This window comes from Pseudarthrobacter lactosi, assembly GCF_055412785.1.
The window spans coordinates 1606557-1633143 of sequence record NZ_JBVAYS010000001.1 but is presented as its reverse complement, the minus strand read 5'-3'; the positions used below and the strand labels follow the sequence as shown (position 1 = coordinate 1633143).

The 26587-nt window shown below is 67.4% G+C and carries 13 protein-coding genes; 7 read left to right on the top strand and 6 right to left on the bottom strand.

The annotated features are described in order from the left end of the window. Window positions 1-41: 41 nt before the first annotated feature. The 3 genes from ACZY0Q_RS07515 to ACZY0Q_RS07505 form a co-directional block, all read right to left on the bottom strand. A complete protein-coding gene (locus ACZY0Q_RS07515) occupies window positions 42-10907 on the bottom strand; it encodes an amino acid adenylation domain-containing protein (protein ID WP_463915554.1) in 10866 nt (3621 codons plus the stop codon). 175 nt (window positions 10908-11082) lie between these two features. Then, window positions 11083-11298: a hypothetical protein gene (locus tag ACZY0Q_RS07510; RefSeq protein WP_463915553.1), complete on the bottom strand. Its 216-nt coding sequence runs from the start codon at window positions 11296-11298 to the stop codon at window positions 11083-11085. A gap of 181 nt (window positions 11299-11479) precedes the next feature. Next, window positions 11480-12916 (bottom strand): PucR family transcriptional regulator, encoded by a 1437-nt coding sequence (locus tag ACZY0Q_RS07505; protein ID WP_463915551.1) that lies wholly within the window; start codon window positions 12914-12916, stop codon window positions 11480-11482. 158 nt (window positions 12917-13074) lie between these two features. On the opposite strand from ACZY0Q_RS07505, the gene ACZY0Q_RS07500 reads away from it, so the two are divergent. Then, complete coding sequence (locus tag ACZY0Q_RS07500) at window positions 13075-14505, top strand: gamma-aminobutyraldehyde dehydrogenase (RefSeq protein WP_463915550.1); 1431 nt, start codon at window positions 13075-13077, stop codon at window positions 14503-14505. 100 nt (window positions 14506-14605) lie between these two features. After that, window positions 14606-15976 (top strand): 4-aminobutyrate--2-oxoglutarate transaminase, encoded by a 1371-nt coding sequence (gene gabT / locus ACZY0Q_RS07495; protein WP_463915548.1) that lies wholly within the window; start codon window positions 14606-14608, stop codon window positions 15974-15976. Window positions 15977-16081: 105 nt separating this feature from the next. Here gabT and rarD read toward each other — a convergent pair whose 3' ends face one another. Then, window positions 16082-17068, bottom strand: coding sequence for an EamA family transporter RarD (gene rarD, locus ACZY0Q_RS07490; RefSeq protein WP_463915547.1), 987 nt, complete (start codon window positions 17066-17068; stop codon window positions 16082-16084). A 93-nt stretch (window positions 17069-17161) separates the two neighbouring features. On the opposite strand from rarD, the gene ACZY0Q_RS07485 reads away from it, so the two are divergent. Then, the gene (locus ACZY0Q_RS07485) at window positions 17162-18157 is read left to right on the top strand and encodes a DNA topoisomerase IB (protein ID WP_463915545.1); all 996 of its coding nucleotides are present in this window, start codon (window positions 17162-17164) and stop codon (window positions 18155-18157) included. 80 nt (window positions 18158-18237) lie between these two features. Next, window positions 18238-19692: an FAD-dependent oxidoreductase gene (locus tag ACZY0Q_RS07480; protein ID WP_463915542.1), complete on the top strand. Its 1455-nt coding sequence runs from the start codon at window positions 18238-18240 to the stop codon at window positions 19690-19692. A gap of 26 nt (window positions 19693-19718) precedes the next feature. Here the strand turns inward: ACZY0Q_RS07480 and ACZY0Q_RS07475 are convergent, their stop codons facing one another. Together ACZY0Q_RS07475 and ACZY0Q_RS07470 are read right to left on the bottom strand one after the other, a co-directional pair. After that, window positions 19719-21206, bottom strand: coding sequence for a mannitol dehydrogenase family protein (locus tag ACZY0Q_RS07475; protein WP_463915540.1), 1488 nt, complete (start codon window positions 21204-21206; stop codon window positions 19719-19721). A 31-nt stretch (window positions 21207-21237) separates the two neighbouring features. Beyond that, the gene (locus tag ACZY0Q_RS07470; RefSeq protein ID WP_463915537.1) at window positions 21238-22605 is read right to left on the bottom strand and encodes an MFS transporter; all 1368 of its coding nucleotides are present in this window, start codon (window positions 22603-22605) and stop codon (window positions 21238-21240) included. Between the two features lie 136 nt (window positions 22606-22741). On the opposite strand from ACZY0Q_RS07470, the gene ACZY0Q_RS07465 reads away from it, so the two are divergent. From ACZY0Q_RS07465 to ACZY0Q_RS07455, 3 genes are all read left to right on the top strand, one after another. Then, window positions 22742-23563 (top strand): DeoR/GlpR family DNA-binding transcription regulator, encoded by an 822-nt coding sequence (locus tag ACZY0Q_RS07465; protein WP_463915536.1) that lies wholly within the window; start codon window positions 22742-22744, stop codon window positions 23561-23563. Between the two features lie 50 nt (window positions 23564-23613). Then, window positions 23614-25002: a xylulokinase gene (gene xylB, locus ACZY0Q_RS07460; protein WP_463915534.1), complete on the top strand. Its 1389-nt coding sequence runs from the start codon at window positions 23614-23616 to the stop codon at window positions 25000-25002. 62 nt (window positions 25003-25064) lie between these two features. After that, complete coding sequence (locus tag ACZY0Q_RS07455) at window positions 25065-26468, top strand: GAF domain-containing protein (RefSeq protein WP_463915531.1); 1404 nt, start codon at window positions 25065-25067, stop codon at window positions 26466-26468. Window positions 26469-26587: the final 119 nt, after the last annotated feature.

Genomic DNA, 26587 nt, shown 5'->3' with positions numbered 1-26587 from the left:
CGGGTGGGTTGGCTCCCCTTGTGCAACAGGAGCATCACTGGTTATTCGGCTCCGCTGCCAAGCCGGATGGCCAACGCCGGCATTATTGTGCTGAGAGCCCGGTCACTTAAGAGCTCCGAATGGCGCGCATCCACGGCGACGTCGGTGATGGTCCCGGTGACGTAGGGCACCCAGGCCGTACTCCCGGGGGTACCTGCCGGCACCTCGTCGGTGGCCCGGAAGAACAGCAGGTCGCCGGCGAAGACCTGGGGCTGGTCCTGGCGGATCAGCCTGGCCAACGCCGGGAAGTTACCCGCCATGGCCTGGACCGAATCCAGCGGAACGTTGCCCAACGGATTGTGGTTTTCGCGCAGGATTTCTTGGGTGCGTGCGGCGTCCAGGGCCGGCAGGTCCTCGCCGGACAGATCGTAGCCCTGGGCGTCGAGGTAGCTGGCCCAAAGTTCCGGTCCCGTGCCGACGTCGGCGTTGTCCTCCTGGCCCGGAAAAGCATCCAGGATGGCCAGGAACGCCACGTCCTCGCCGAGCTCCTGCAGCCTGGTAGCAAGCCGGTGGACCAGGGACCCGCCGAACGAATAGCCCATCAGGTGATAGGGCCCCTGGGGCTGCACGGAGCGGATCTTCGCGATGTAGTCATCGGCCAGTCCGGTCAACGTGGCGGCCTTGACCGGATGGGTCCGGCCCGGCTCCATCCCGGGCATCTGCAGCCCGATCAGGGGACGTTCCGGGTCCAGCCGGCCCAGCATCGAGGCATAGCCCCAGCTGATGCCGGAGGCGGGGTGCACCGCGAAAAGAGGTTGCCGGGATCCCGTGGTCCGCAGCGGCAGCAGCTGCCGGAGGCTGTCCGAGGTGCTCTCGGCAGCCCCCTTCGAGGCCTCCCGGAGCAGCCCCTCCACCGTGGGGGCCCGGAACAGCGACTGGACCTGCAGGTCCGTTCCCAGCGCGGCGTTGACCTTGGCAATCAGCGGCTGGGCCAGGAAGGAATGGCCGCCGAGCTCGAAGAACGATTCGTCCACACCGGCACGCTCCAGGGACAGCACCTCGGCAAAGATGCCGGCCACGGCTTCTTCCCGCGGGGTCCGCGGGGCACGGCCGGCACCGCGCGTTGCCGTGCCGGGATCCGGCAGCGCCGCGGTGTCCACCTTTCCATGCGGGGTCAGCGGCACCTCAGCGATGACCACGACGGCGGCGGGCACCATATAGTCCGGCAGCAGCCCCCGCACGTGGTGACGGACGACGTCGGGCAGGGCACCGCCGTTGGGTTGCTCACCCGCCGCCGGCACAACGTACGCGATCAGGCGGAGGCCGCCGTCGTCGTCGTTCCCGACAGCACGGACCACCGCCTCGACGACGCCGGGCGCGCTGCGCAGTGCGTTCTCCACCTCGCCGGGCTCCACCCGGAAGCCGCGGATCTTCAGCTGGTCATCGTTGCGGCCGCCAAACACGAGCCGGCCGTCGGCGTGCCGGGAGACCACGTCGCCGGTGCGGTACATCCGTTCGCCGCCGCCCGCGAACGGGTCTGCCACAAACCGTTCGGCGGTCAGCCCGGGCAAGCCGCGGTAGCCGCGGGCCAGCTGGCGGCCGGAGATGTAGAGCTCGCCGGACGCGCCCGGCAGGGCATGCTGCATCCTGGTGTCGAGGACATAAAGCCGAGTCCCCGCGGTGGGCCTGCCCAGGACAGGTGCTTCCGTGTCGCCAACGCGCGCCAGGGCAGTGTCCACGGTGGCCTCGGTGGGTCCGTACAGGTTCCAGGCCCGGATTCCCGGGTTAGCCGCGACGGTCTCCCAGAGCCCGGCGTCGAACGCTTCGCCGCCGAGGGCCAGGCTGAAGGCATCTGCGCCGTCTGCGCCGTCTGCGCCGCCGGCGTGTCCGGCCAGGAGACCGGCGAACTCCGGTTCGGTGAGGAGCTGGCGCAGGTAGCCGGGCGTGGTTTCCCAGGCGTTGATGCTGTGCCCGGCGAAGTAGGCGGCAAGATTCTTGGAGTCCCGGCGCGTGTGGTCGGAGATCAGGTGCAGCTCGTGGCCCGCCACCATCCACAGGATCGGATCCCAGGACGCGTCGAAGCCCACGCCCGTGGTGTGTGCCACCCGCCGGCGGCCAACGCCTGATAGCAGCGTCTCCCGATGCGAGGCGAGCAGCTCCGCCAACGCTCCGTGGCTGACTTCCACGCCCTTGGGCCGGCCCGTGGAGCCCGACGTGAAGAGCACGTAGGCCAGATCGCGCGGGTCCGGGTTGTGGACCGGGGCTTCGGCGGTCAGCGCCTCGGCCAGATCTTCGAGAAGGAGTACGCGCGGCGAAACTGCGAGGCCGGCAAGGATCTGCGCCACCCTGCCGGCAAGCGCCGTGGTGGTCAGGATTGCCTGCGGTGCGGCATCCTCAAGGATGGCTGAGGCTCGATGGTCCGGGTATTCGGTATCGATGGGGTTGTACACGGCCCCTGCGGACAGCACGCCCAGCAGGCTCTGGACCGTTCCCAGCGAGCGAGGCAACATAACGGAGACCACGTCGCCGCGGCCGACTCCCGCCGTGATGAGCCCGGCAGCGACCTGGGACGCCGAAGCTGCCAGCTCGGCGAAAGTCAGGGTCCCGCCGTCGGACGCTTCTTCGCTTCCGAACGTTCCTGAATTGCCAGATCCGGCAATGCCAGTTCCCGCAGCGACCAGTGCGGTTGCGTCGGGCGTTGCGCTGACTGTCGCGGCGAAGGCTGCCAGGATGTTGGGTTCGTCTTCCCAGGCGGCGGCCGCAGCGGCGGAACCCGAGCGGGACCCGGCGGTGGCGGCCATCAGGCGGGCCGCTTCCGCTTCCCCCACCAGCGGGAGTGCGGCGAGGGGACTGTCCGGGGACGCGGACGCGAGGTCCAGCAACCGGCCGAAGTCGTCCGCGAGCCGTTGGGCTGTTTCCGTGCTGAACATGGCGGCGTTGTAGTCAACGGTGGCGGCCAGGCCGCCGTCGTCCTCTGGCCGGAAGGTGAAGGACAGATCGAACTTGGCCTCCCCGGACGCGGTCTCCGGCTCCGGGCTCACGATGACGCCCGGCAGTTGCGGGACGGCCGGTGCCTCGTTGTCCACTGTGAGCATGGTCTGGAACAGGGGGTGCCGGCCCAGTTCCCGCTCCGGGTTGACCGCTTCGACGAGCCGTTCAAAAGGCACGTCGTCGTGGTCGAAGGCATCAAGGATGCTCTCCCTCGACCGGCCGAGCATGGTCCGGAGGCTGGGATCCCCGGCGGCACTGACCCGCAGCGGGAGGGTGTTCACGAAGAACCCCACAAGCCCGGCCAGGGCAGGCTCCGTCCTGCCGGCGGTGGGGGAGCCGATCACCAGGTCGTCGCCGGCGCCCGTGCGGTGCAGGAACGACGCCAGGCCGGCGTGGAGCGCCATAAAAAGGGACGCGTTCGACGCCGAGGCCAGGGTCTGGAGGGCCGTGACGCTGGCGGCACTGATCCGGAACCCCAACTGCGCGCCTGGTTGGCGCGATTCGCGGGGGCGGCGGTTGTCCGCAGGCAGCGTGAGTTCGGCCGGGATCCCGGCCAGCGTGTGCTGCCAGTGTTCCAGCCGGGACGTGAGGGCTTTCCCATCAAGCTGCTGCCGCTGCCAGGTGCTGAAGTCCGCGTACTGCAGGGGAAGCGGGGCAGGTTCGGCCGCCGGTTCCGTACCGATCGCGGGACCCGTGCCGAGCGCGGCTTCGTAGGCCGCTGTGAGGTCACGCGCCAACGGGGCCAGGGAGGCTCCGTCACTGGCGATGTGGTGCATCACCAGGTGCAGGACCCATTGGGACGGACTGCCGTGGGACGCACCGCCGTCGGACGCACCGCCGTCGGACGCGATGCGGATCAGCCGGGCACGGAGCGGCAGGTCGGTGCGGACATCAAAGCCGCGTTCTGCATCCTCCCGCAGGAACCGCCGGACGTCGTGGTCCGACGCCGCGGTGCTCATTGAAAGGCCCATACCGGCGCTTCCCGTTTCAGGATCCAGGATCAGCTGCTCCGGAACGCCGCCGGTCGCCGGATAGACGGTGCGGAGGACTTCGTGCCGCTGGAACAGGGACTCGACGGCGGCGGCAAGGGCCGGCTCGTTGAGCTCGCCGGACAGGCGGACCGCGAGTGAGATGTTGTAGTCGGCGGCGCCCGGATCCAGCTGGTTCAGGAACCACATCCGGGATTGGGCGTAGGACAGTTCCAGGCGGTCGGGACGGACGGCGTCGGGGCCGGCCAGCCACTCCGGGAGGGGAGTGGGGAGGTCCTCCCTTTCGAGGGCGCTCTGCGTTGTGAGGGTTGCTGCGGATGCGGCGGACGGGTCGGACGGGGCTGACACTTCGGAGCTTGTGGACGCCGCGGACGCGGCGGTACCCACGGGCCCGCGCACGGCATCCAGCAGCCCCGCCGGGGTGGGCTGGTCAAAGAGGGTGCGCAGCGGCAACTCGGTGCCGAATTCAGCCCTGATCCGGCCCATCATGGAGATGGCCAGCAAGGAGTGGCCGCCCAGGACGAAGAAGTCGTCGGCCATGGAGACGTTCTCCACGCCCAGCATTTCGGCGAAGATCCCGCACATGGTGCGCTCGCCGGCGGTGGCCGGAGCGGTGCCCAGGCCACTGCCGGCAGTCACTGGGGCGGGCAGGGCCGTACGGTCCAGCTTCCCGTGCGGCGTCAGCGGCAACTCGGGGATCTGCATCAGGACGGCCGGGACCATGTAGTCCGGCAACCTGTCCGCGGCCACGCGGCGGAGGTCCTCTGGAGTGGTGGTTCCTGTGTAGTACGCCACCACGCGGTGGGCCGGTTCGCCGTCGGGAAGGGCAACGGCCCGCTCAACGCCGGAGTGCGCCGAAAGCACGGCTTCAATCTCGCCGAGTTCAATCCGGAACCCGCGGACTTTGACCTGATCGTCCGTGCGCGAGAGGAATTCGAGCGAGCCGTCGTGGGCCCGCCGGACCAGGTCTCCGGTGCGGTACATCCGGCTGCCGTCGGCCGCGAACGGATTGGCCACAAAGCGGGAGGCTGTCTCGGCGGGCCGCAGGTCGTAGCCGCGTGCCATGCCCGGTCCGGCGAGGTACAGCTCCCCGGGGATGCCGGCCGGTACCAGTGCCAGGTATTGGTCCAGCACAAAAGTATCCGTGTTGGCGATGCCGCGGCCGATGGTGGGCGAGCCGCCCGTGACCTTGGCCGTGACGGAATCAACGGTGAACTCGGTGGGGCCGTAGAAGTTGTAGGCCTCCACCTGCGGCGTGGCCGCGAGCTGGGTCCAGAGGTCCGCCGGGACCGCTTCTCCGCCCAGGGCCAGCAGCAGCGGCTGGTCCCGACCGGCGTCGAGCAGGCCGCTCTGGAGCAGTTGCGCGGCGTAGGACGGGGTTGTCTCCAGCACATCGATGGCGTGCTCGCGGCAGTAGCTGCTCAGCGCCTCCGCATCGCCGCGGACCTCGTCCGCCACCATGTGGAGTTCCGCCCCGGCCACCAGCCAGAGCATCGGATCCCAGGCGGCGTCGAAGCCCAGACCGGCGATATGCGCCACGGCCACCGGGGCAGCGGCAGCGCTGGTGCCCGGGGCAGCGCCTGCCGCCGCGAACCGCGGGGCGTACAGCGTGCGGTGATGGTGGAAATAGAGGTTGGCCAGGGCACTGTGTTCCACGGCCACACCCTTGGGACGCCCGGTGGAACCCGACGTGTACAGCACGTAGGCCAGATCCGAGGGTGCCGGGAGCCGCCGCTCCAGTGCCGCGTCCGGGACGTCCGTGCCGGCGTCGTGCAGCATCTGCATGCTGAAGGTCCGCCACCCATCGGAACCAAAATCTTCAGATCCTGAGGCATCGGGTGCCGCGACGATCGCCACGGCCGGGGCGCCGTCGGCCAGGATCATTCCGATCCGTTCCGCCGGATAGCTCAGGTCCACCGGAATATAGACGGCCCCGGCAGCCAGGACGGCCAGGGCTGCAACAGCAACGTCGGCGGTGCGCGGCAGCAAAACGGCGACGCGGTCGCCAGGTTCCACCCCCGAGGCCACGAGCCCCTTGGCGGCGGAGGCAACCAGGCTGTGGAGCTCGCCGAAGCTGATCCCGAGGTCCGGCCCTGACTCGTCAATGAGCGCCGACGCCCGGGGTGTCCGCGCCGACGTGGCAAAGAAGGCATCAACCACGGTCCCTTGCTGTTCGGCTTGGGTGTTGGGCGTGTTGGCGGGTCCGTTGCGGAGGCTCTGCTCCAGGGCGAGTTGCTGCTTGCTGGGCGACTGGATCCGGAGGCGGTCCAGCGTGACGCCCGGATCAGCAGCGAACTGCTCGACGACGGCGAGGTAGCCTTCCACCAGTTGCTCGGCCGTGGCGCGGGTGAACAGTGCGGGGTTGTAGGCGAGCGAGCCGCGGATGCCGGCAGCGCTGCCTTCAGCTGCCGGGGCACCTTCTCCGCCGGAACCCGTTTCGGCAAGGTCCAGAAGCAGATCGAACTTGGCCCCGCCGGGTTCCTGGCTGAGGTCTGCGGTGGCTTCCAGCCCGTCCATGGCGAGTCCGGCCGCGGCAGTGTTCTGCAGGGTGAGCATGACCTGGAAGAGCGGGTGGCGGTGCTGGGAACGGGTGGGGTTCAGCTCCTCCACCACACGTTCAAACGGCGCTTCCTGGTTGGCGTAGGCGTGCAGGTTGGTGTACCGGACGCTCTCCACCAGCTCGGCGGCCGTGGGATTGCCGGATGTGTTCGTGCGCAGCACCAGTGTGTTGACGAAGAAGCCCACCAGTTCGTTCAGCTGGGTGTCCGTCCGTCCGGCCACAGGCGTGCCCAGCGGGATGTCGTCACCGGCGCCGGACTTGGTGAGGAGGGCCGCGAGCGCGGCCTGCAGGACCATAAAGAGGCTGGCGTTGTGCTGCCGGGCCAGGGCGTTGAGCCGGGTGCTGGTTTCCGGCGGGATGGCCAGGGGAACGGACGACGCCGGCCCTGTCTCGCCATGCGCGCCGCGGCTGTAGTCGAACGGGAGCCGGAGTTCTTCGGGGGCGCCGCGCAGTTCGCGGGTCCAGAACTCGAGCTGCCGTGAGATGGCACTCTCGGGATCGTCCTCGCTGCCCAGTTCGGCGCGCTGCCAGAGTGTGTAGTCGGCGTACTGGACCGGCAGGGGAATCGGCGGGACGTCGTGGCCGGAGGCCAGTCCGTTGTAGGCCTCCGAGAGGTCCCGTGCCAGCGGGGCAAGGGACCAGCCGTCGGCGGCAATATGGTGCAGGGTAATGGCCAGTACGTGGTGGTCCGGCGCCAGCTGGAACAGGACAGCCCGCAGCGGCAGGTCGCGGCTGAGGTCAAAGCCGCGGGTGGTTTCGGCCTCGAGGGCACCGGCCAGGCTGTCCGCGGTGCACTGCACAGCCAGCAGGCCCGGCGGGCGCTCGCCGGCGGGGAGGATCTGTTGCGCCGGTTCGCCGTCCACCAGCGGGAAGATGGTCCGCAGGGTCTCGTGCCGGCCGGCGACACGGCCGATTGCAGTCTCCAGCGCCGCCACATCCAGGGACCCCTTGAGGTCCAGTACTACCGGGATGTTGTAGGCACCGGATTCGGGGTCGAACCGGTTCAGGAACCACAGCCGCCGCTGGGCGAAGGACAGCGGCACCAGTGCCGGGCGTTCCGCCGGTTCGAGCGGATGGGCGTTGCCGGCGCCCAGCTCCAGCGACTCGGCGAGGGCAGCCACGGTGGGCTTTTCAAACACGGTGCGCAGCGCAGGTGCCACACCTGTCCTGTCGCGGAGGAGCGCCACGAGCCGCGTGGCCAGCAGTGAGTGGCCGCCGAGGTCAAAGAAGTCGTCGTCCAGCCCCACGGCCTGGAGCCCCAGGATTTCCGTGAAGGCGTCGGCCACGATCCGTTCACGCCGGTTCCGTGGTTCGGTGGCGGCGGTTTCCTGGGCCGGCGCGGGCAGTGCACGGGTGTCCAGTTTGCCGTTGGGCGTCAACGGAATGGCCGGGATCTGCTGGATCGCAGCAGGCACCATGTAGTCCGGCAGTTGCCGGCGCGCCTGCTTGCGGAGTTCCACCGTGTCCAGAGCGGCTCCGGTTTCGTCTGTGCTTCCTCCACCAACTGTTCCCGCACCGGTCGTTCCCGCACCGGCGGCCGCGGTGACGTAGCCCAGCAGCTGGTCGTAGCCGGCGCGGTTCTTGCTCACCGCAACGGCCGCGTGTTCCACACCGTCCAGGGCGCGGAGGACTTCCTCGATTTCGGCGAGCTCGATGCGGAAGCCGCGGATCTTGACCTGGGCATCCATGCGCCCCCGGAACTCGAGGGTTCCGTCGGGGAGGCGGCGGACGACGTCGCCCGTCCGGTACATGCGCGAGCCGTCCAGGGCGAACGGGTCGGCCACAAAACGTTCGGCGCTGAGGCCGGGCTGGTCGAGGTAGCCACGGGCCAGGTTGACGCCGGCGACGTACAGTTCGCCGACGGCGCTGACAGGTACCGGGTTCAGTCCCGAATCCAGGATGTAGTGGCGGCTGTTGCTGACCGATCCGCCCAGGGTTGGTTCGGTGCCGGGCTCCATCACGGCGGTAAGGGAATCCACTGTGGTTTCGGTGGGGCCGTAGAAGTTGTAGGCCACCACTCCGTCCTTTTCGGCCAGGGCGCTCCAGAGCGGGGCATCCACGGCCTCGCCGCCGAGGGCCACCACTGATGGGTGGGTCTCCTGGTCGAACAGGCCGCCGGCCAGCAGCACCTTGGCGAAGGACGGCGTGGTTTCGATCGAGTCGATGCCGGTCCCGGCGAGGTAGCTGCTGAGTGCTTCGGGATCGCGGCGGGTCTGGTTGTCCACGAGGTGGAGTTCGTGCCCGGCGATGAGCCACAGGATGGGGTCCCACGAGGCGTCGAAGGACAACCCGGCGGTGTGCGCCACCCGAAGTTTCCGGCGCAGCCGCGTTTCCGCCGGGAGGAAGATGCTGTCCCGGTGGGAGGTGTAGAGGTTCAGCAGGGCAAGGTGCTCGACGCCGACACCCTTGGGCCGCCCGGTGGAACCGGACGTGAAGATCACATAGGCAAGGTCCTGCTGGCCGGCCAGGGGCTCCACCGCGGAGGCGTCCTTGCCAGCCAGGCAGGCGGCCACCAGGGCCGAGTCCAGGACGGACACGGGGACATCGGTGGTGAGTCCTTCGTGGCTGGAGCCTTCGCCGGTGAAGGCCGAGGTGGTCAGCAGTCGGACCGGGGCGGCGTCGTCGAGCATGCCCTCAACCCGGCCGGCCGGGTAGTCCGGGTCCAGCGGGAGGTACGCGGCACCGGACTTCAGGATCGCCAGGATGGCGACCGGCAGCAGGACGCCGCGGTCCAGCCGGACCGCGACGGTGCTTCCGGGGCCGGCTCCGTGGCCGCGGAGGAACCGGGCGAGCTGGTTGGAACGCGCCTCCAGTTCGCCGAAGGTGAGCTCGCCGTCGGATGCCACCACGGCGGTCCGGGAGCTGTCCGCTGCGGCGTTGAGCTGGAACTCCTCCACGATGGTGTGCCGCGGCAGGGCCAGGTCAGCTGCTTCCCCGGCGGCCAGCAAGGCGCGTTCCTCCTGCTCGGTGGTTACGGCAAGATCGGCCAGGCGGGCGTCCGGCTGGGTGGCCACGTGCTCCAGGAGCCTGATGAAGCGGCCCAGGTGGTCCTCAAGCCGATTTGTGTTGTAGAGGGCGGTATTTCCTTCGAACTGGACGGTCGCCTGCCCGGCGTTGCCGTGCGCTCCGGTAGCTTGCCCGGCGCCGTCGTCCGTTCTCCCGGCACGGGTGCCGGCGCTGGCGCTCAGCCCGTGGATGACGATCGAAAGGTCATCGATGGGTCCGGTGGAGAGGATGTTCATGGTGCCCCGGGCGGCACCGAAGCTGACGTCGTCAAGGACCGGCAGGATATTCACCGACGGCCCAAGGTAGCCGCCCTGGGAGCCCAGGTCTTCATAGCGGAAGCGCTGGTGCACAAGGGCGCCGCGCAACGTTGCGCCGACGGCCTCGATGGTCCTGCGGACCGTTGCCCCGGGATCCACGGCCAGCCTGACGGGCACGATGTTGGACAGCATGGACGGCGTGGACTTAGCCAGCTTGCCACGCCGCGCGGTCACCGGCAGGGCCACCGAGACGTCGCGTTCGCCGGTGATCCGGTGCAGGTAGAGGGCAGCCGCGGTGAGGACCAGTGCGGGGGCGCTGCCGGCTGCCGATGCCAGGGCGGCAGCGGCTGAGGCGGGCAACGCCCTCTTGGCGCGCACCAATGAGGTGGCGGCGGCGTCGGGCCTGCCGGCCAGCCCGGCAGCCGGCGGGGCATCGGCCAGTTGCGCGTCCCAGTACGCGCGGTCTGCCGCGGCCGCGGAGGATTCGGGGTAGCTGGCTTCGGCGGCGAGGAGTTCATGCAGCGGCCCGAAGCGGGGCTCGCCGTCGGTGCTGCCGGTCCCTGCGCCGTCCGGAAGTGCGCCGTCCGGACGTGCATTGTCCAGCAGTTCGTTGTCCAGCAGTTCGTTGTAGAGCCCGGCCACACGCTTGAGGACCAGCACGGCCGAGTAGCCGTCCAGCATCAGGTGGTGCACCCGCTGATAGAAGTAGTGGCGTTCCGCAGAGAGCCTGATCAGCTCGGTGTGCAGCAGCTCATCCGTGGCGGCGTTGCGGGGGAGACCCAGATCGGAGTCCATCAGCGACCTGGCCTCGGCTTCAGGGTCCTTGGCCTTGCCCAGATCGGTGATGTCCAGCACCGCCGCTTTGCGCCGGTGGTACTGGAACGGCCCGCGGTCATCCTCAGCGAAGGCCATATTGAGGGCGTCTGTTTCGGATACCGCCTGGTGCAGGGCGTCTGCCAGCACCTCCACGTCCATGGGCCCGACGATCTCGATGAACTGGCCGATCTGGAACATCGGATTCTCCGGTGCCAGCTGCTGGGCGTACCAGATGCCGCGCTGGGCCGGGGTCAGTTCCAGCCTTGCTTCGGCGTCGTGGGCGGGGGAGTTCAAGGAGTTCGGGGACATGTTCCTTCTCGGGTATCTCGAGGGGATGGCGGCCGGGCATGGCAAAGCAGGCGGACGGGGGCATCCGGGCACGCCAAATGGACCCGCATTGCGGGGCTGGGCAGGAAGGGACTCCCGCAGGCCGGCGGTCTCGGCCGGCCTGCGGGAGGATCAGGACAGGATTGTCACCTGAGGATTACTGGAACTGGCCGAACTGGAACGGGCCGGTGTCGCCCAGGTCCACCAGGGGGCCGTCAACGACGGGGCCGTTGACCACGCCGCCATTGAGGAATCCGCCGTTGATCAGGCCGCCTTCTGCGGCCTGGGCGGGCAGTGACGTCACGGCGAAGGCAGAGAATGCCAGTGCTGTTCCTGCGGCGATCCGGGTTGCGGTCTTGAAGGTCTTATTCACGTTCATCTCCAGTTAGGTAGCCAAATAGTTTCCACGCACCACGAAGGTGTCATAGGAGTATTCGGACCTGTTCGGAATCCGGATGGGATGGGGAGTCCGGTCACATCAACGCGGGGTCACTCAACGCCCTTCCGGGGCCGAGAATTGGGCGAGAAGTGACCCCGCGTTGCAGTTGTGGGAGCTACCTGGCTTGCCGCGCTCCGAGCCGCGACACGGCGAGCGCCAGCCACAGCTGCACGCGGTCCGCGGTGACCGAAGGATCGTAGCCGGTGAGCTCGGTGATCTGCGCCAGCCGGTACCGCACCGTGTTCCGGTGCAGGGTCAGGGCTTCGGCGACGGCTGCCACGGAACCGTTGTTGTTCAGGTAGCTTTCCAGGGTGGTCACCAGTTCCGCACCGTGGGCGGCGTCGAAGGCGCGCAGCGGGTTCAGCGACTCGTGGGCCATGTCGGCCAGCGGAACGTCTTCGCTGGCCAGCAATAGGGAGGTCAGGCTCAGGCGTTCCGGCTCGTTCACCGGCAGGCCGTGGCTGGCCGCATCGCGCGCCTCGAAGTAGCTCCAGCGCAGGCCGTTCGGCTTGGTGTATGCGCCGCCGATCCCGATCGTCGCATGGATCCCGGCCTCAGCCAGGTGGTCGCTGAGGCGCCTGGCCAGCGCAGGTGCCGCGCCGCCGTCGTCGTTTATCACCACCACCAGGTCCTTCCCGACGACGGCGGCCACCGCGTTCTCCAGCGGCTGCGGCACCGAGGTGCTCACCAGGGCCTTGTGATGGGCGGCGGACACCGCCAGCAGCACCACGTTCTTGCGCGTGCTGTTCAGGCCTACGCCCGCGAGCCGGCGCTGGGCCTCGCTGGTCTCCAGGGACCCGTGGATGACGTCCTCCAGCACCTGGCCGCACAGGGCGCGCTGGGCCTGGCGCTGCTTGACCATGTTGTTCAGCTCCACGCTGATCAGGTTCTGGGCGTAGCCGATGATGCCGGAATCCTCGAAGGGCTGGCGGACCCACAGCGTGCAGGCATCGCGGCGGCCGGTGGGGATGGGGTAGGAGGTCCAGGTGTCAGCGAAGGGGAGCTCGGCGCTGCTGTTGTAGAGGTGGGCGGTGAACTGGGTGAGGGCGATTTCTGTCCTCAGCATGCCGCCCAGGTGCTTCAGGAGCTGGGCGAGGCCGCCGCCGGTGAGGAGGGCGCGTGCAAGGATCTGGTGTCCCGCGATGAGGCGCTCCAGCTTGGCGACGTGATCAGCGGCCTGCGCTTCCGCGACCAGTTTGCCAATGGCAATGAACGGCGTCTCGTAAGGCACCTGGACGATCGGCAGCCCCCAGCGGTTGGCCTCGGCAATCAGGGCCGGCGGGACGGCGTCGTGCGTCAGCCCTGTCCCGAACCCTATGCCCACGGCTCCGGCGCGCTGGACCTGGCGGACGAAGCGCCGCTGCTCGGGCGCGGACCGCAGGCGCATGCCGGTGGTGAGCACCAGTTCGCCGCCGCTGAGGAAGCGCTGCGGGTCTTCCAGCTCCGTGACGGCAACCCAGTTGATGTCCTCGTGCCAGGTGGTCTCGGCAAGGCCCGCATTGGACAGGTGGAGGGAGTGCACGCCGAGCAGGGTGGCGAGGGAAATGGCCATGGTCCAAGGATAGACGGACGCTGGTCAACCGCACTAAACATTGCGGCCAAGGGTGTGCAGGTGGCTATTCCCCGGGGTGAAGGTGCTGGCATAGGCTCAAGGCAGTCGCAACCATCCGCTTCGCAGCTGATGTTCCCTTATGAAAGAGGTTGTACACCGTGGTTCAAACCTTGCAGAACTTCATCAACGGTGAGTTCGTCACGCCTGCGGGCACCGACCTGCTGGACATCGTCAACCCCACCAACGGCGAGGTGGTGGCGCAGTCGCCTGTGTCCATCCAGGCCGACGTCGACGCTGCCATGACCGCGGCCAAGGATGCTTTCAAGACGTGGAAGCACGTCACTCCGGGGCAGCGCCAGCTGATGCTGCTCAAACTCGCCGACGCCGTTGAGGCCAACAGCGACGAACTGGTGGAGGCCCAGCACCGCAACACCGGGCAGGTGCGCTCGCTGATCGCGTCCGAGGAAGTTGCCGCCGGCGCCGACCAGCTCCGCTTCTTCGCCGGTGCCGCACGCATCCTCGAAGGCAAGTCCGCGGGCGAGTACTTCGAAGGCCACACCTCCTACGTACGCCGCGAACCCATCGGCGTTGTGGCCCAGGTTGCCCCCTGGAACTACCCGTTCCTGATGGCCATCTGGAAGATCGGCCCGGCACTCGCCGCCGGTAACACGGTGGTCCTCAAACCGTCCGACACCACCCCCGAATCCACTCTGGTGCTGGCCCGTCTCGCCGGGGAGATCTTTCCGGCTGGCGTCCTGAACGTCGTCCTCGGAACAGGCGCAACCGGCGCGATGATGGTGGAACACCGGGTCCCCGGCCTGGTCTCCATCACGGGTTCCGTACGGGCCGGCATCGCCGTCGCCTCCGGGGCCGCGAAGGGCCTCAAGCGCGCCCACCTGGAGCTCGGCGGCAAGGCCCCGGCCATCGTGTTCAAGGACGCGGACATCAAAAAGAGCGCCGCGGCCATCGCCGAGTTCGCCTTCTTCAACGCCGGCCAGGACTGCACCGCCATCACCCGCGTACTGGTTGAAGATTCAGTCCACGACGACGTCGTAGCAGCCATGGTGGAGCACACCAAGACCCTGCACACTGGCTCGCAGAACGACGAAGACAACTACTTCGGCCCGCTGAACAACGTGAACCACTTCAACGCTGTCACCTCCGTGGTGGAGCACCTCCCGGAGAACTGCCAGATTGTCACGGGCGGGCACCGCGCCGGGGACAAGGGCTTCTTCTTCGAACCCACCATCGTCACCGGCGCCAAGCAGACTGATGACATCGTCCAGCAGGAAACCTTCGGCCCGGTCATCACCGTGCAGAAGTTCACCTCCGAGGCGGAGGCACTCGAACTGGCCAACGACGTCGAATACGCCCTCGCATCCAGCGTTTGGACGTCCGACCACGGCACGGCCATGCGGATGAGCCGCGACCTGGACTTCGGCGCGGTCTGGATCAACACCCACATCCTCCTCACCGCCGAAATGCCCCACGGCGGCTTCAAGCAGTCCGGCTACGGCAAGGACCTCTCCATGTACGGAGTCGAGGACTACACGCGCATCAAGCACGTCATGAGCGCACTCGACGCCTAACGACTCTCCCGGTGGTCGAGCTTGTCGAGACCCCACCCCCGCATTAAGAGTTCCGGTGGTCGAGCCTGTCGAGACCCCGCCACGCAGAAAGAAGACTCCCATGAGCACCACAGCAAGTGAAATCACCTTCCGCCTGGAACAGAAGCGCCGTGTCCAGGCCGACTTCCCGGGCCCCAAGTCCATCGCCCTGACCGAGCGCCGCAAGGCAGTGGTCGCCGCTGGTGTCGCCTCCACCGTTCCGGTCTACGTTGCGGACGCCGACGGCGGCATCATCCACGACGTCGACGGCAACTCCTTCATTGACCTCGGCTCGGGCATCGCGGTGACAAGTGTCGGCGCGTCCGATCCCGCCGTCGTCGGGGCTGTGAAGGAAGCCGTTGAGCACTTCACCCACACCTGCTTTATGGTCACCCCGTACGAAAGCTACGTGGCCCTCGCCGAGCAGCTCAACCGCCTGACCCCGGGTAGCCACGAGAAGCGGACCGTGCTGTTCAACTCCGGCGCCGAGGCTGTGGAGAACGCCGTCAAGGTGGCCCGCCTCGCCACGGGGCGTGACGCCGTCGTCGCCTTTGACCACGCCTACCACGGCCGCACCAACCTGACCATGGCGCTGACCGCGAAGGCCATGCCGTACAAGACCAACTTCGGCCCGTTCGCGCCCGAGGTCTACCGCATGCCCATGAGCTACCCGTTCCGCGAGGAGAACCCCTCGATCACCGGTGCCGAGGCCGCCAAGCGCGCCATCACCATGATCGAGAAGCAGATCGGCGGCGACCAGGTGGCCGCGATCATCATCGAACCCATCCAGGGCGAGGGCGGCTTCATTGTCCCGGCCGAGGGCTTCCTCCCCGCGCTGGCCGCCTGGGCCAAGGCCAACGGCGTGGTGTTCATCGCCGACGAGGTCCAGTCCGGCTTCTGCCGTACCGGCGAATGGTTCGCGGTGGACCACGAGGGCGTTGTCCCGGACATCATCACCATGGCCAAGGGCATCGCCGGCGGCATGCCGCTGTCCGCGATCACCGGCCGCGCCGACCTGCTCGACGCCGTCCACCCGGGCGGCCTGGGCGGCACCTACGGCGGCAACCCGGTGGCCTGTGCCGCCGCGCTGGCCGCCATCGGCTCCATGGAGGAATACAACCTCGCCGGAGCTGCACGCCACATCGAGCAGCTCGCAACCGGACGGCTGCAGGAACTCCAGGCTGAGCTGGACTCCTCCGGAAGCGCAGTGATCGGTGACATCCGCGGCCGCGGCGCCATGCTGGCCATCGAACTGGTCCAGGCCGGCTCCAAGGAACCCAACCCCGAGCTGACCAAGGCCGTGGCGGCTGCCTGCCTCAAGGAGGGTGTCATCATCCTCACCTGCGGCACCTACGGCAACGTCATCCGCCTGCTGCCCCCGCTGGTCATCACGGACGACCTGCTGAACGACGGCCTGGACGTTCTGGCCGCCGCCATCAAGGCCAACGCCTAGGACCCACCCCACAGAGTTAGCGTCCCCTCGCAACGGCGCGAACGAACACTTGAGGCCCCGGAATCGATGATTCCAGGGCCTCAAGTGTTCGTTCGCGCGCCCGTTTTATGAGGTGCGGGCCCGCTTCCTGTTCCTCGAGTTCTTGCCTGCCATCCGCAGCATATCGACGGTCAGCAGCAGCAGGGCCAGCCACACCACCCCGAAGCCGATCCAGCGGCTGGCGGTCATGGCTTCCTGGAACACCACCAGCGCCACGATGAACTGCAGGAGCGGGGCGACGTACTGCAGCAGCCCGATGGTCGTCATGGGCAGCCGGCGGGCCGATGCGCCGAAGAACAGCAGCGGCACCGCGGTGATCACGCCGGAAGCCACCAGGAGCCAGAAGTGCCCGGGGCCCTGGCTGGCCAGGGTGGCCGAGCCGCTGACGCCCAGGAATACCATGGTGGCCGCGGCGACCGGGGCCAGCACCATGGTTTCCACGCTGAGGCTGGTCACCGCATCCACCCTCGGGCCAACGCGTTTTTTCACGAACCCGTACAAGCCGAAGCTGAAGGCCAGCGTCAGGGCGATCCACGGCAGCTTGCCGTAGCTCACCGTGAGCACGCCCACCGCAACAAACCCAATGCCGACGGCGGCCCACTGGAGGGGGCGCAGCCTCTCCTTCAGGACGAACACACCCAGGAGGACCGAGACCAGCGGATTGATGAAGTAGCCCAGCGCGGCTTCGACGGCCTGACCGGTGGTGACGCCATACGTGTACGTCAGCCAGTTCACGGCAATGAGGGCCGCCGCAAGGGCCAATGAACCGAACACCGAGCGGTCTCGGAAGGCTCCGGCCAGCGCACGCCAGGACCGGGTGACGGTGATGAGGAAGACGCAGAAAATCAGGGACCACACCACACGGTTGGCCACGATCTCCACCGCTCCGGCGGGCATCAGCGCAAAGAAGTACAGCGGGAGCAGCCCCCATAACCCGTAGGCGCCGAACCCGAACAGGACTCCCGCCGTCGTCTCCTTGTCCACAGCCTTAAGACCGGATGGAGCGGTGACAGCGGTCTTGGGCAGGGAGTTCGTTTCAGGGGGAGTAGGCACCTAACCAATAACACCAGTTGCTGGACGCGTATTCCAGTCAAAAGTCAGTACGCTTTCTTTTATGGAACCGATGAACCTCCAGGTTGCCGTCCCATGAGGCTCCGCCGCAGCAACGCGAACGGCCGCGGCTACCGTCGCGTGCCCGCCGGGACAGGGTTCAGCTACCGGGACCTGGACGGCTCCACGCTGCCGCCGGGGCCTGTCCGGGACCGGCTGGAAAGCATCGGCATCCCACCGGCATGGACGGACGTGTGGATTGCGCCCTTCGATAACGGGCACATCCAGGCGACTGGCCTCGATGCGATGGGCCGGCGGCAGTACATTTACCACCCCGCCTGGCGCGAGCGGAAAGACCGCGTGAAGTTTGACCGCGCCCTGCAGTTGGCGGAGTCGCTGCCCACCGCCCGCCGGTTCGTCACCCTGGACCTGCGCAGTGACGGTCCCAGCCGCGAACGCGTGTTGGCCGCGGCCTTCCGGATGCTGGACAGCGGGTCCCTGCGGGTGGGTTCCGAACGGTACACCAACGAGAACGGCAGCCGCGGCCTGGCCACGCTGCTGTGTGCGCACGTCCACGTCCGCAAGGAGTGCCTGGAGCTGAAGTTTCCGGCCAAGAGTGGCAAGGACTGGGAATCGGAAATCCACGACGCCGACCTCGCCGCCCTGGTGCGGACGCTTAAGCGCCGCGGTGGAAACGCCAGGCTGCTGGCGTTCAAGGACGGCCGGACCTGGCGGCCCGTTACCAGTGCGGACATCAATGCGTACGTCAAGGAGCGGACGGGCCTGGACTTCACCGCCAAGGACTTCCGCACGCTGCGCGGAACAGTTTCAGCCGCCGTAAGCCTGGCGCGCAGCGGCCCGCAGAAGACTGTCTCGGCGCGGAAGGGCGCCATCAGTGTGGCCATGCTGGAGGCCGCCGCGGTGCTGGGAAACACGCCGTCGATCGCCCGCAAGAGCTATGTTGATCCCCGGCTGCTGGACCATTTTGCCGCCGGGGAGACCATCGACCCCAAACGCCTGGACTCCGCCGAAGCCGAACTCCGGGCGCTGCTGTACCGGGAAGGCGACGTGGTGCCGCTGCAACACATTTAGAATGGGACATCGTGCGCAACTGCGCTGCGAACTGCACTTAGCGCGTCCGGCGCGAAATCCTCCTTCCAGAAGGGCTCCCGGTGTCCAACCCAGGCGAAACCACCTCCAAGCGTCCACTCCGCGTTGCCATTGTGGGTGCGGGACCGGCAGGTGTTTATGCGGCGGACATCCTGACCAAGTCCAACGGTGTGAAGGACGGCGATTTTGAGGTCAGCATCGACCTTTTCGAGGCTTACCCCGCCCCGTACGGCCTGATCCGCTACGGCGTAGCGCCTGACCACCCGCGCATCAAGGGGATCGTGAACGCACTTCACAAGGTCCTGGACCGGGGTGACATCCGCTTCCTGGGCAACGTCACCTACGGCCGCGACCTCACCCTCCATGATTTCCGGGCCTTCTACGACGCCGTGATCTTCTCCACCGGCGCCATCAAGGACGCCGATCTGGCTATCCCGGGCATCGAACTGGCCGGATCATTCGGCGGCGCCGACTTTGTGTCCTGGTACGACGGCCACCCCGATGTGCCGCGTGACTGGCCGCTGGAGGCCAAGGAAATCGCCGTGATCGGCAACGGGAACGTGGCCCTGGATGTGGCCCGCATGCTGGTCAAGCACGCCGACGAACTCCTCACCACCGAGATCCCGGACAACGTCTATCAGGGCCTGAAGAACTCGCCCGTCACTGACGTGCACGTGTTCGGCCGCCGTGGCCCGGCACAGGTCAAGTTCACGCCGCTGGAACTGCGTGAGCTGAGCCACATGAAGGACGTGGACATTGTCCTGTACCCGGAGGACTTCGAGTTCGACGAGGCCTCCGACGACGCCATCCGCAGCAACAACCAGATCAAAACCATGGTGAACACGCTGACCAACTGGCTCGTGGAAGAACACGCCGAAGCAGAAGAGCCGTCCTCGCGCCGCCTGCACCTGCACTTCCTGCACAGCCCGGTTGAGGTCTATGCAAACCCCGACGACGGCGGGTCCGGCCAGGTGGCCGGCATCAAGTTTGAGCGTATGGAACTGGACGGCACCGGCAACGTCAAGGGCGCGGGCGAGTTCGTGGACTACCCCGTCCAGGCCGTGTACCGCGCCATCGGCTACCACGGCTCGCCCCTGGACGAGCTGGAATACAACGCCAAACGCGGAGTGATCCCCAACGAGGGCGGCCGCGTACTGGACGCCGGCGGCAACCCCGTCGCCGGCATCTACGCCACCGGCTGGATCAAGCGCGGGCCGGTCGGCCTGATCGGGCACACCAAGGGTGACGCCCTGGAAACCATCGGCTTCCTGCTGGAGGACCGGCTCACGCTTCCCCCGGCCGAGAACCCGGATCCGCAGGCCATCATCGATCTTCTGGAAGAGCGCGGCATCGAGTTCACCACGTGGGAGGGCTGGATCAAGCTGGACGCGCACGAAGCAGCCCTCGGCGCCGCGTGGACGGAAGGCGAGCCTGGCGCCGACGGGACCGCCGCCGTCGTGCGTGAACGCATCAAAGTAGTCCCGCGCGAGGAAATGATCAGCATCTCCCGCGCCTGACCACCCCCCCGCAACGGGGCCGGCCGCTACCGGCTGCGCGCCGGTGCGCCCAGAAGCGTCTCCAACGTGGCGATGGCGCCCTGGGTGTGGAGCGAAGACAACGCGCCACGGTAGGCGCTGCGGAAGCGTTCATCGTCCACGATGTCGCCGAAAAGCTCACGGTTGGCGATGAACGCGTCCAGGTCCCCGCGGTTGTGTTGCGCCGCTTCCGTCAGCTGTTCGGCCAAGCGGTCGGCGACGGCGATCGGCTCTCCGCCCTCGTCCACTCCTTCGGCGTAGCGCGCCCAGCTGGCCACAATCGCAGCGGACAGTTCCACCGGCCGGCCTGCTGCAAGGTTCTCGCGGACCACAGGCATGAGCCACTTCGGGATGCGGTCCGAACTCTCGGCGCACAGGCGCGCTACGGTATCGGCCACGTATTCGTTGCTGAAGCGTTCGATCAGTTTGTGTTTGTACGCCTGCAGGTCGACGCCGGGAAGCGCTGAGAGCGTGGGTGTGGCTTCTTCGTCCATGTAGCGCAGCAGGAACCTGGCAAACAGCGGGTTCCGGACAACATCGTGCACCGCGCGGTACCCGGCCAGGTGGCCGAAGTAGCACAGGCCCTGATGGCTGGCGTTGAGCAGGCGCAGCTTCATCAGCTCGTACGGAACCACGTCCTCCACGAGCTGGACACCGGCGTCCTCGAAGTCCGGGCGACCCGCGACGAACTTGTCCTCCAGCACCCACTGGACGAAGTCCTCGCTGACCACGGGCCATGCATCGTTAATGCCGTAGCGCTCCTCAACGTCCGCGCGGTCGGCATCGGTGGTGACCGGGGTGATCCTGTCCACCATCGAGTTCGGGAACGGCACTTCGGCGTCCAGCCAGGCCCCGAATTCCGAGTCAAGGGCAGTGGCGAACGCGGTGAACATCCGATGCGCCACCTCGCCGTTGCCCTGGATGTTGTCGCAGCTCATCACGGTGAACGGCGCGATCCCGCGTTCGCGGCGCAGCCTGAGCCCGGCGCAGACCAGCCCAAAGGTGGTTTGCGGCCGCGCTGGCGCGGCCAGGTCCGCCTGCACCTGCGGATTATGGAGGTCGAATTCGCCGGTAACGGAATGGACGTTGTACCCGCCCTCGGTCACGGTCAAGGAGACGATCCGGATGGCGGGGTCGGCCAGGCGTTCGACGGCGGCCCGCGGGTCGTCCGGAGCGAACACATAGTCGATGATCGAACCGATGACGCGGACGTCGCGGCTGCCGTCGGGGTTCTTGACCACCAGGGTGTACAGCCCGTCACTGGCCTTGAGGGCATCCCGCATTCTTGTGTCCGATGGCATTACGCCCATACCGCAGATACCCCAGTCCAGGGCCTTGCCGGCGTTCATGAGCCGGTCCAGATACATGGCCTGATGCGCTCGGTGGAAGCCACCCACGCCGAAGTGGATGATGCCGGCCGTAACGGCGGATCGGTCGTACGACGGCGGCGCCACCGTTTCGGGGAGATGTGGCAGGTTGCTGTTGCTGAGTTCCATGGTGCTCTCCTCTGATGGGAAGTGGGGTGGGTCAGTTGGTGCTGGTAGCCGCGGGCTGAGGTGTTGTGTTGATGCTGCCGGGGACCGGAGCGGGAACGCCGTCGAAGCCGGGCTGTGTTCCGCGCAGGGCATGGGAGAAGACGGCAGCCACGAGGTAGAGGGCCGCGAAGAGATACACCATTCCAGCTGCGCCCAGCGTGCCGTACAGGAGTGCCACGAGCAACGGTCCGGCGAACACTGCAGCGCCGATGCCCAGGTTGTAGGAGCTCATGGCGGCGCCCGGGTGCTTCGGGGCCAGTGATACGGCGATGGCGGAGAGCGGCACGAAGCCGGCCAGGCCGATGCCGAAGACGGCGCCGATCAGCAAGGTGAGCGGGTATGCGGCTGCCCAGCCATGGCCCACCGCATAGTCGGGCACCACATAGAGACCCAGCATGGATACGGCGCACACCAGTGCACCGCACCATGTGACGGTGCGGCTCCAGCCGAGGCGGTCGCCGAGCCAGCCGAAGAACAGGTTGCAGGGGATGTTCACTGCGTAGATCACCGTGGTCAGGATCAGGAACTGCCCAACGGACCAGTTGAAACGCTCGAGGAACAGGGCCGGGAAGAAGATGGCCATGCCGTACGTGGGGATCGAGTTGATCATGCGGGTGAGCATCACCAGCAGGGCCCTGTGATTGGTGGCCAGCAGCTTCAGGCCAAACGTCAGGGTGGCCCAGACCTGATCGGAATTTTCCACCAGCGGGGCGCGGCCTGTCTTTTCCTTGACGCCTATCAACGCGACTGCAGCGCCGGCCACCACCAGGACCAGCGAGATCCACAGGGTTTGGTAGTACGAGAGGCCAAAGATTTCCAGGGAGACGCTGGCCGTGGCGGCGCCGAGCGTGGGCAGGCCGGCACTGAACGCGACGTAGAACCAGCCGATGGACATGGCCAGGCGCTTGGCTTTGGCCGTGGCGCTGATCCATACAAGGAATCCGTAGGCAAAGAACGGGTATCCGAAGCCGCGGAGCCCGTAACTGATGAAGATCAGGACCGTGTTGGAGCTGGCGGCCAGGGCCACGCCGAGGAACAGAACCTCGAACACGATCCAGATTACCGCTCCGATGATCATGACCTTCCGCGGACCCCACAGGTCCGACAGGGCCGCGGAGAAGAAGGCGGCGATGGCGACGGCGATCCCATAGACGGTGACCAGCGAACCTGCCAGCGGGATGGAGAATCCGTGTGCGTCGGTCAGGTAGGGCGCCAGGATGTTCGTCTCGACACCATCGCCGATCATAAACAGGGTCAGGCCAACGAACCCCCAGATCAGCGGCCTGGGGAGCCCCAGCCGGTCGAAGAAAGTGGTTGGTGTTGCGTCGGAGGCCTCCCGGGCCAGTGCATCAGATCTCATGTCGCTCCCTTGCGTCGTTTGCAATCCGTGTGGTCAATCTAACAATAATTTCACAAAGATAACATAGATTATGTTAGAAGTGAGAAGTAATCATCGATGTTTGATTCACTTCGGGTTTGGATCTACCATCTGGAATGTGACTACCGAACAGCACGGTGTGGAATCCAACGCCGGAACAGCCCTCCAAGGCCTGCAGCCCGACGCCCGCCGCCACGCTTTGGCCCGGTTCGTGGAGGAGCACGCCAGTGCCAAGTTGGAGGCAATGGCCGAGGCCTTCGGCGTCAGTGTCATGACCATCCACCGCGACTTGGATCAGCTGACCCGGGACGGAAGGCTGGAACGCATCCGTGGCGGCGCCCGAGCCATCCCGCGCAGGTTCGCTGAACGCGATGTCAGGCTCCGGCGTCATATGAACTCGGGCCAGAAAGACCTGCTTGCCCGCACCGCCGCTGGGCTAATCCCCAGCGGTGCCATCGTGTGCCTCGACGATTCCACCACTGTCGGGGCAATGGGCCAGTACATCGCGGACCGCCAGCCGTCCACGGTGATCACACACTCGCTGGGCCTGATGGGCTTGGTCGCGCAGCATCCGTCGATCGCGCTTGTCGGGCTGGGGGGCCAGTACTACTCCGAAACGGACAGTTTCCTTGGGACCGTGGTGGTGGACCAGGTCAAGCGCATTGCCGCGGACCTGGTGTTCGTCTCCACCACGGCATTGAAAAACGGCGCTCTTTTCCACCCGGATGCTGAGGCTGCACTGACCAAGAAGGCCATCATCGAAGTGGCCGAACGCAAGGTCCTGCTGGCAGACACCAGCAAGTTCGAATCCAACGGCCTGTACCACGTGGTTGATCTGGAAGTTTTTGACGACATCGTGATCGCGGCGGACCTGCCTGCCTCGCACCGGGCCCATCTTGAGCGGCTGGGCCTGACAATTCATACCGCGCCTGCACTGTAAAGGCCCGGCACCGTCTGGACCGAGTGTCCCTTCATTCTTCAGGAGCTTCCTTGAGCCCCCAGTTCGTCCTTGGAATTGATTCGTCCACCCAGTCCTGCAAAGCCGCGCTGGTGGACGCCGAGACCGGAGAAGTTCATACCCTGCGCCGCGCGGCGCACCCGGATAGCACGCAGGTGGATCCGGAAGCCTGGCGCGCGGCACTGGCGGATTCCGCCGGTGAGCTGCTCCCGCGCGCGGATGCCGTCTCGGTAGCCGGACAACAGCACGGCATGGTGGCGCTCGACGCTGACCGCCGCGTGGTCCGGCCCGCCATCCTCTGGAACGACACCTCCTCCGCGCCGCAGGCGCGCCAGTTGGTCGACGAACTCGGCGGACCGCAGGCGTGCGCGGACGCCGTCGGCAGCGTTATGGTCGCCTCGCTGACCGCGTCCAAACTGCGCTGGCTCCGGGATGCCGAGCCGGCGAGCGCAGCACGCACCGAGCATGTGCTGCTGCCGCATGATTACCTGACGTGGCAGCTGGGCGGCCGCCAGCAGATGACCACGGACCACGGCGACGCCTCAGGCACAGGCTACTATTCGACGTCGGAACGGGAGTTTGTGCCGGAACTCGCCCACCTGGCACTGGGCCACGCTGTCGGCCTGCCCCGAGTAGCGGGCCCGAACGAAGTTGTCGGCACTACTCGCGACGGCGCGGCCATCGCGGCCGGCACCGGCGATAACATGGCAGCCGCCCTCGGCCTGGGGCTTGGCCCCGGTGATGTGTGCGTGTCCATCGGCACATCCGGCGTGGCCTCGGCCGTCGTTGATACGAGCGTGCATGACGGCACCGGCCTGGTGTCGGGATTCGTGGACGCCACAGGACGGAACCTGCCGCTGGCCTGTACCCTGAACGGCGCGCGCGTGCTCGAGTTCGGGGCACGCCTGCTGGGAGTGGACCATGCTGAATTTGCCAGGCTGGCCTTGTCCGCCCGGTCCGGTGCGGGCGGTGCTGTGATGCTGCCGTACCTGGACGGGGAGCGTACGCCCAACCGTCCGGACGCAACCGGCACCATGCATGGACTGACCTCCGCAACAAACCGGGATGACCTAGCGCGTGCCGTCATCGAAGGCTTGCTGTGCTCCCTGCAGGATGCGGTGAAGGCCCTCGAAGCGGCAACCGGTGTGCCCACCCGGCGCATCATGTTGATCGGCGGCGGATCCCAGTCCGAGGCACTGCGACGAATTGCCCCGCAGGTCTTCGGTGTCGCAGTGAATGTCCCGGTGCCCGCGGAGTACGTGGCACTTGGCGCGGCCCGTCAGGCGGCCTGGGCGCTCAGCGGCGCCGACCAGCCGCCAGCGTGGCGCGGCGCCGAGTCCACGGTCTTTGAAGACACCCCGCAGCCGCACGTCTACGCACGTTATGCCGAACTCCGTGACCGGACGGAAAGCTGGGCCTAGCTCCAGCTGGCACAGCGAACAGCGCCGGCGGCCCGTAGACTGGCAGGACCGAGGGGAGTTCGATGAGGAACCTGATCCTGCCGCCGGCGTCCGGCGGCGAAGCGACTGCGCTGGCCCAGCGTCATGCCCTGGCAGCCCACGAGCAGCTCGACGCCCAAGCGTTTCCGGGCGCACCGGAGATCCCCGGCCTGCGCAGGCTGATCCGGGAATCCTGGCAGCGGTCCGTCAAATTGCAGGCCAACCCGGACAACCCCGAAGCGCCCCTCGTTCTGGACACTGACGAGCTCGAGGAATACCGCCGGCAGCACCCCCTTGCGAGCATCATGCCCGTGATCCACAAGCTCCTGGTCCAGCCCAGCCACGACAGTGGCCTGCTCGTCGCCGTGGGTGATGAGGTTGGCCGGCTGCTGTGGGTGGAAGGCGATCCCGCCCTGCAGCGCCGTGCCGAAGGCATGATGTTTGTGCCCGGCGCCGACTGGTCAGAGGCCACGGTGGGGACCAGCGCTCCCGGCACTGCCCTGGCCCTGGGCCGCGGCATCCAGATTTCCGGGGCAGAGCATTACCAGCGGTCCGTGCACGAGTGGAGCTGCACGGCCGTCCCGTTCCATGATCCGGATTCGGGTGCACTGCTGGGCGTTGTGGACATCACGGGCAAGGCCAGTGCGGTGGCGGCCCACACCCTATCGCTCGTCGAAGCGACGGTCGCTGCCGCTCAGGCGCAGCTCCGTGTGGAGCGGCTGCAGCTGGCGGCGACCCTCGCCAGCCGGCCGGCCCGACGGCGGAACGCCAGCTCTGCGTCAGGTTCACGGTCTGCCGGGCCGGATTCGGCGCGGGCCGGGGGAGCGGGCGGCGCGAAGGAAGGGAGCTTGTACCGCAACAGCCTGCAGCTTCTGGGCCGCGACCAGGCGCTGCTCAGCATCGAAGGCAAAACGGTGGCGCTGTCCGCCCGGCACAGTGAAATCCTCGCCCTGCTCAGCACCCACCCCGCCGGGCTGAGCGCCGAGGGGCTCAGCTTCCTGCTCTACCCGGGTGACGGCCCCACCATGACGCTCCGCGCGGAAATGGTTCGGCTGCGCAAGATCCTCCAGCAGCTCAACCCGGCCGCCGTCCCGGAATCCCGGCCGTACAAACTCACCATGGACCTGCTCCCGGACACCGGGCAGGTGCTGAACTGCCTGCAGCGCGGTGCCCACCGGATTGCGCTGGAAATCTACCGCGGAGCGGTGCTCCCGCGCTCCGAAGCGCCAGGCATCATCGACCTCCGGGACAGGGTCTCCTCGCTGATGCGCGAGGCGGTGCTGACGGACGGCAGTGCCGAAACGCTGCTCAAGTACGCGGCCCTCCCGGAGGCCAGGGACGACGTCGACGTCCGGACTGCCGCCCTGAAGCTGCTGCCGCCGCGCTCGCCCAAGCGGGCCGCCGTCGTCGCGGACCTTGAGCGGCTGGAAGCCGAACTCAGCGCCTGACCCCGGCCCCCGGTGGGGGCCGACCGTGAGCTGGCTCACACCCGCGCAACCTGACTGCAACCTTCACACTCCTACGCTGAAACCAACGGCGGACGCCATCATCAGGCGCCACCTTTCAT

Coding starts and splice junctions, on each gene's coding strand:
- ACZY0Q_RS07515 (WP_463915554.1), bottom strand. CDS start 10,907: ATGTCCCCGAACTCCTTGAACTCCCCCGCCCACGACGCCGAAGCAAGG.
- ACZY0Q_RS07505 (WP_463915551.1), bottom strand. CDS start 12,916: ATGGCCATTTCCCTCGCCACCCTGCTCGGCGTGCACTCCCTCCACCTG.
- gabT (WP_463915548.1), top strand. CDS start 14,606: ATGAGCACCACAGCAAGTGAAATCACCTTCCGCCTGGAACAGAAGCGC.
- ACZY0Q_RS07485 (WP_463915545.1), top strand. CDS start 17,162: ATGAGGCTCCGCCGCAGCAACGCGAACGGCCGCGGCTACCGTCGCGTG.
- ACZY0Q_RS07475 (WP_463915540.1), bottom strand. CDS start 21,206: ATGGAACTCAGCAACAGCAACCTGCCACATCTCCCCGAAACGGTGGCG.
- ACZY0Q_RS07470 (WP_463915537.1), bottom strand. CDS start 22,605: ATGAGATCTGATGCACTGGCCCGGGAGGCCTCCGACGCAACACCAACC.
- ACZY0Q_RS07455 (WP_463915531.1), top strand. CDS start 25,065: ATGAGGAACCTGATCCTGCCGCCGGCGTCCGGCGGCGAAGCGACTGCG.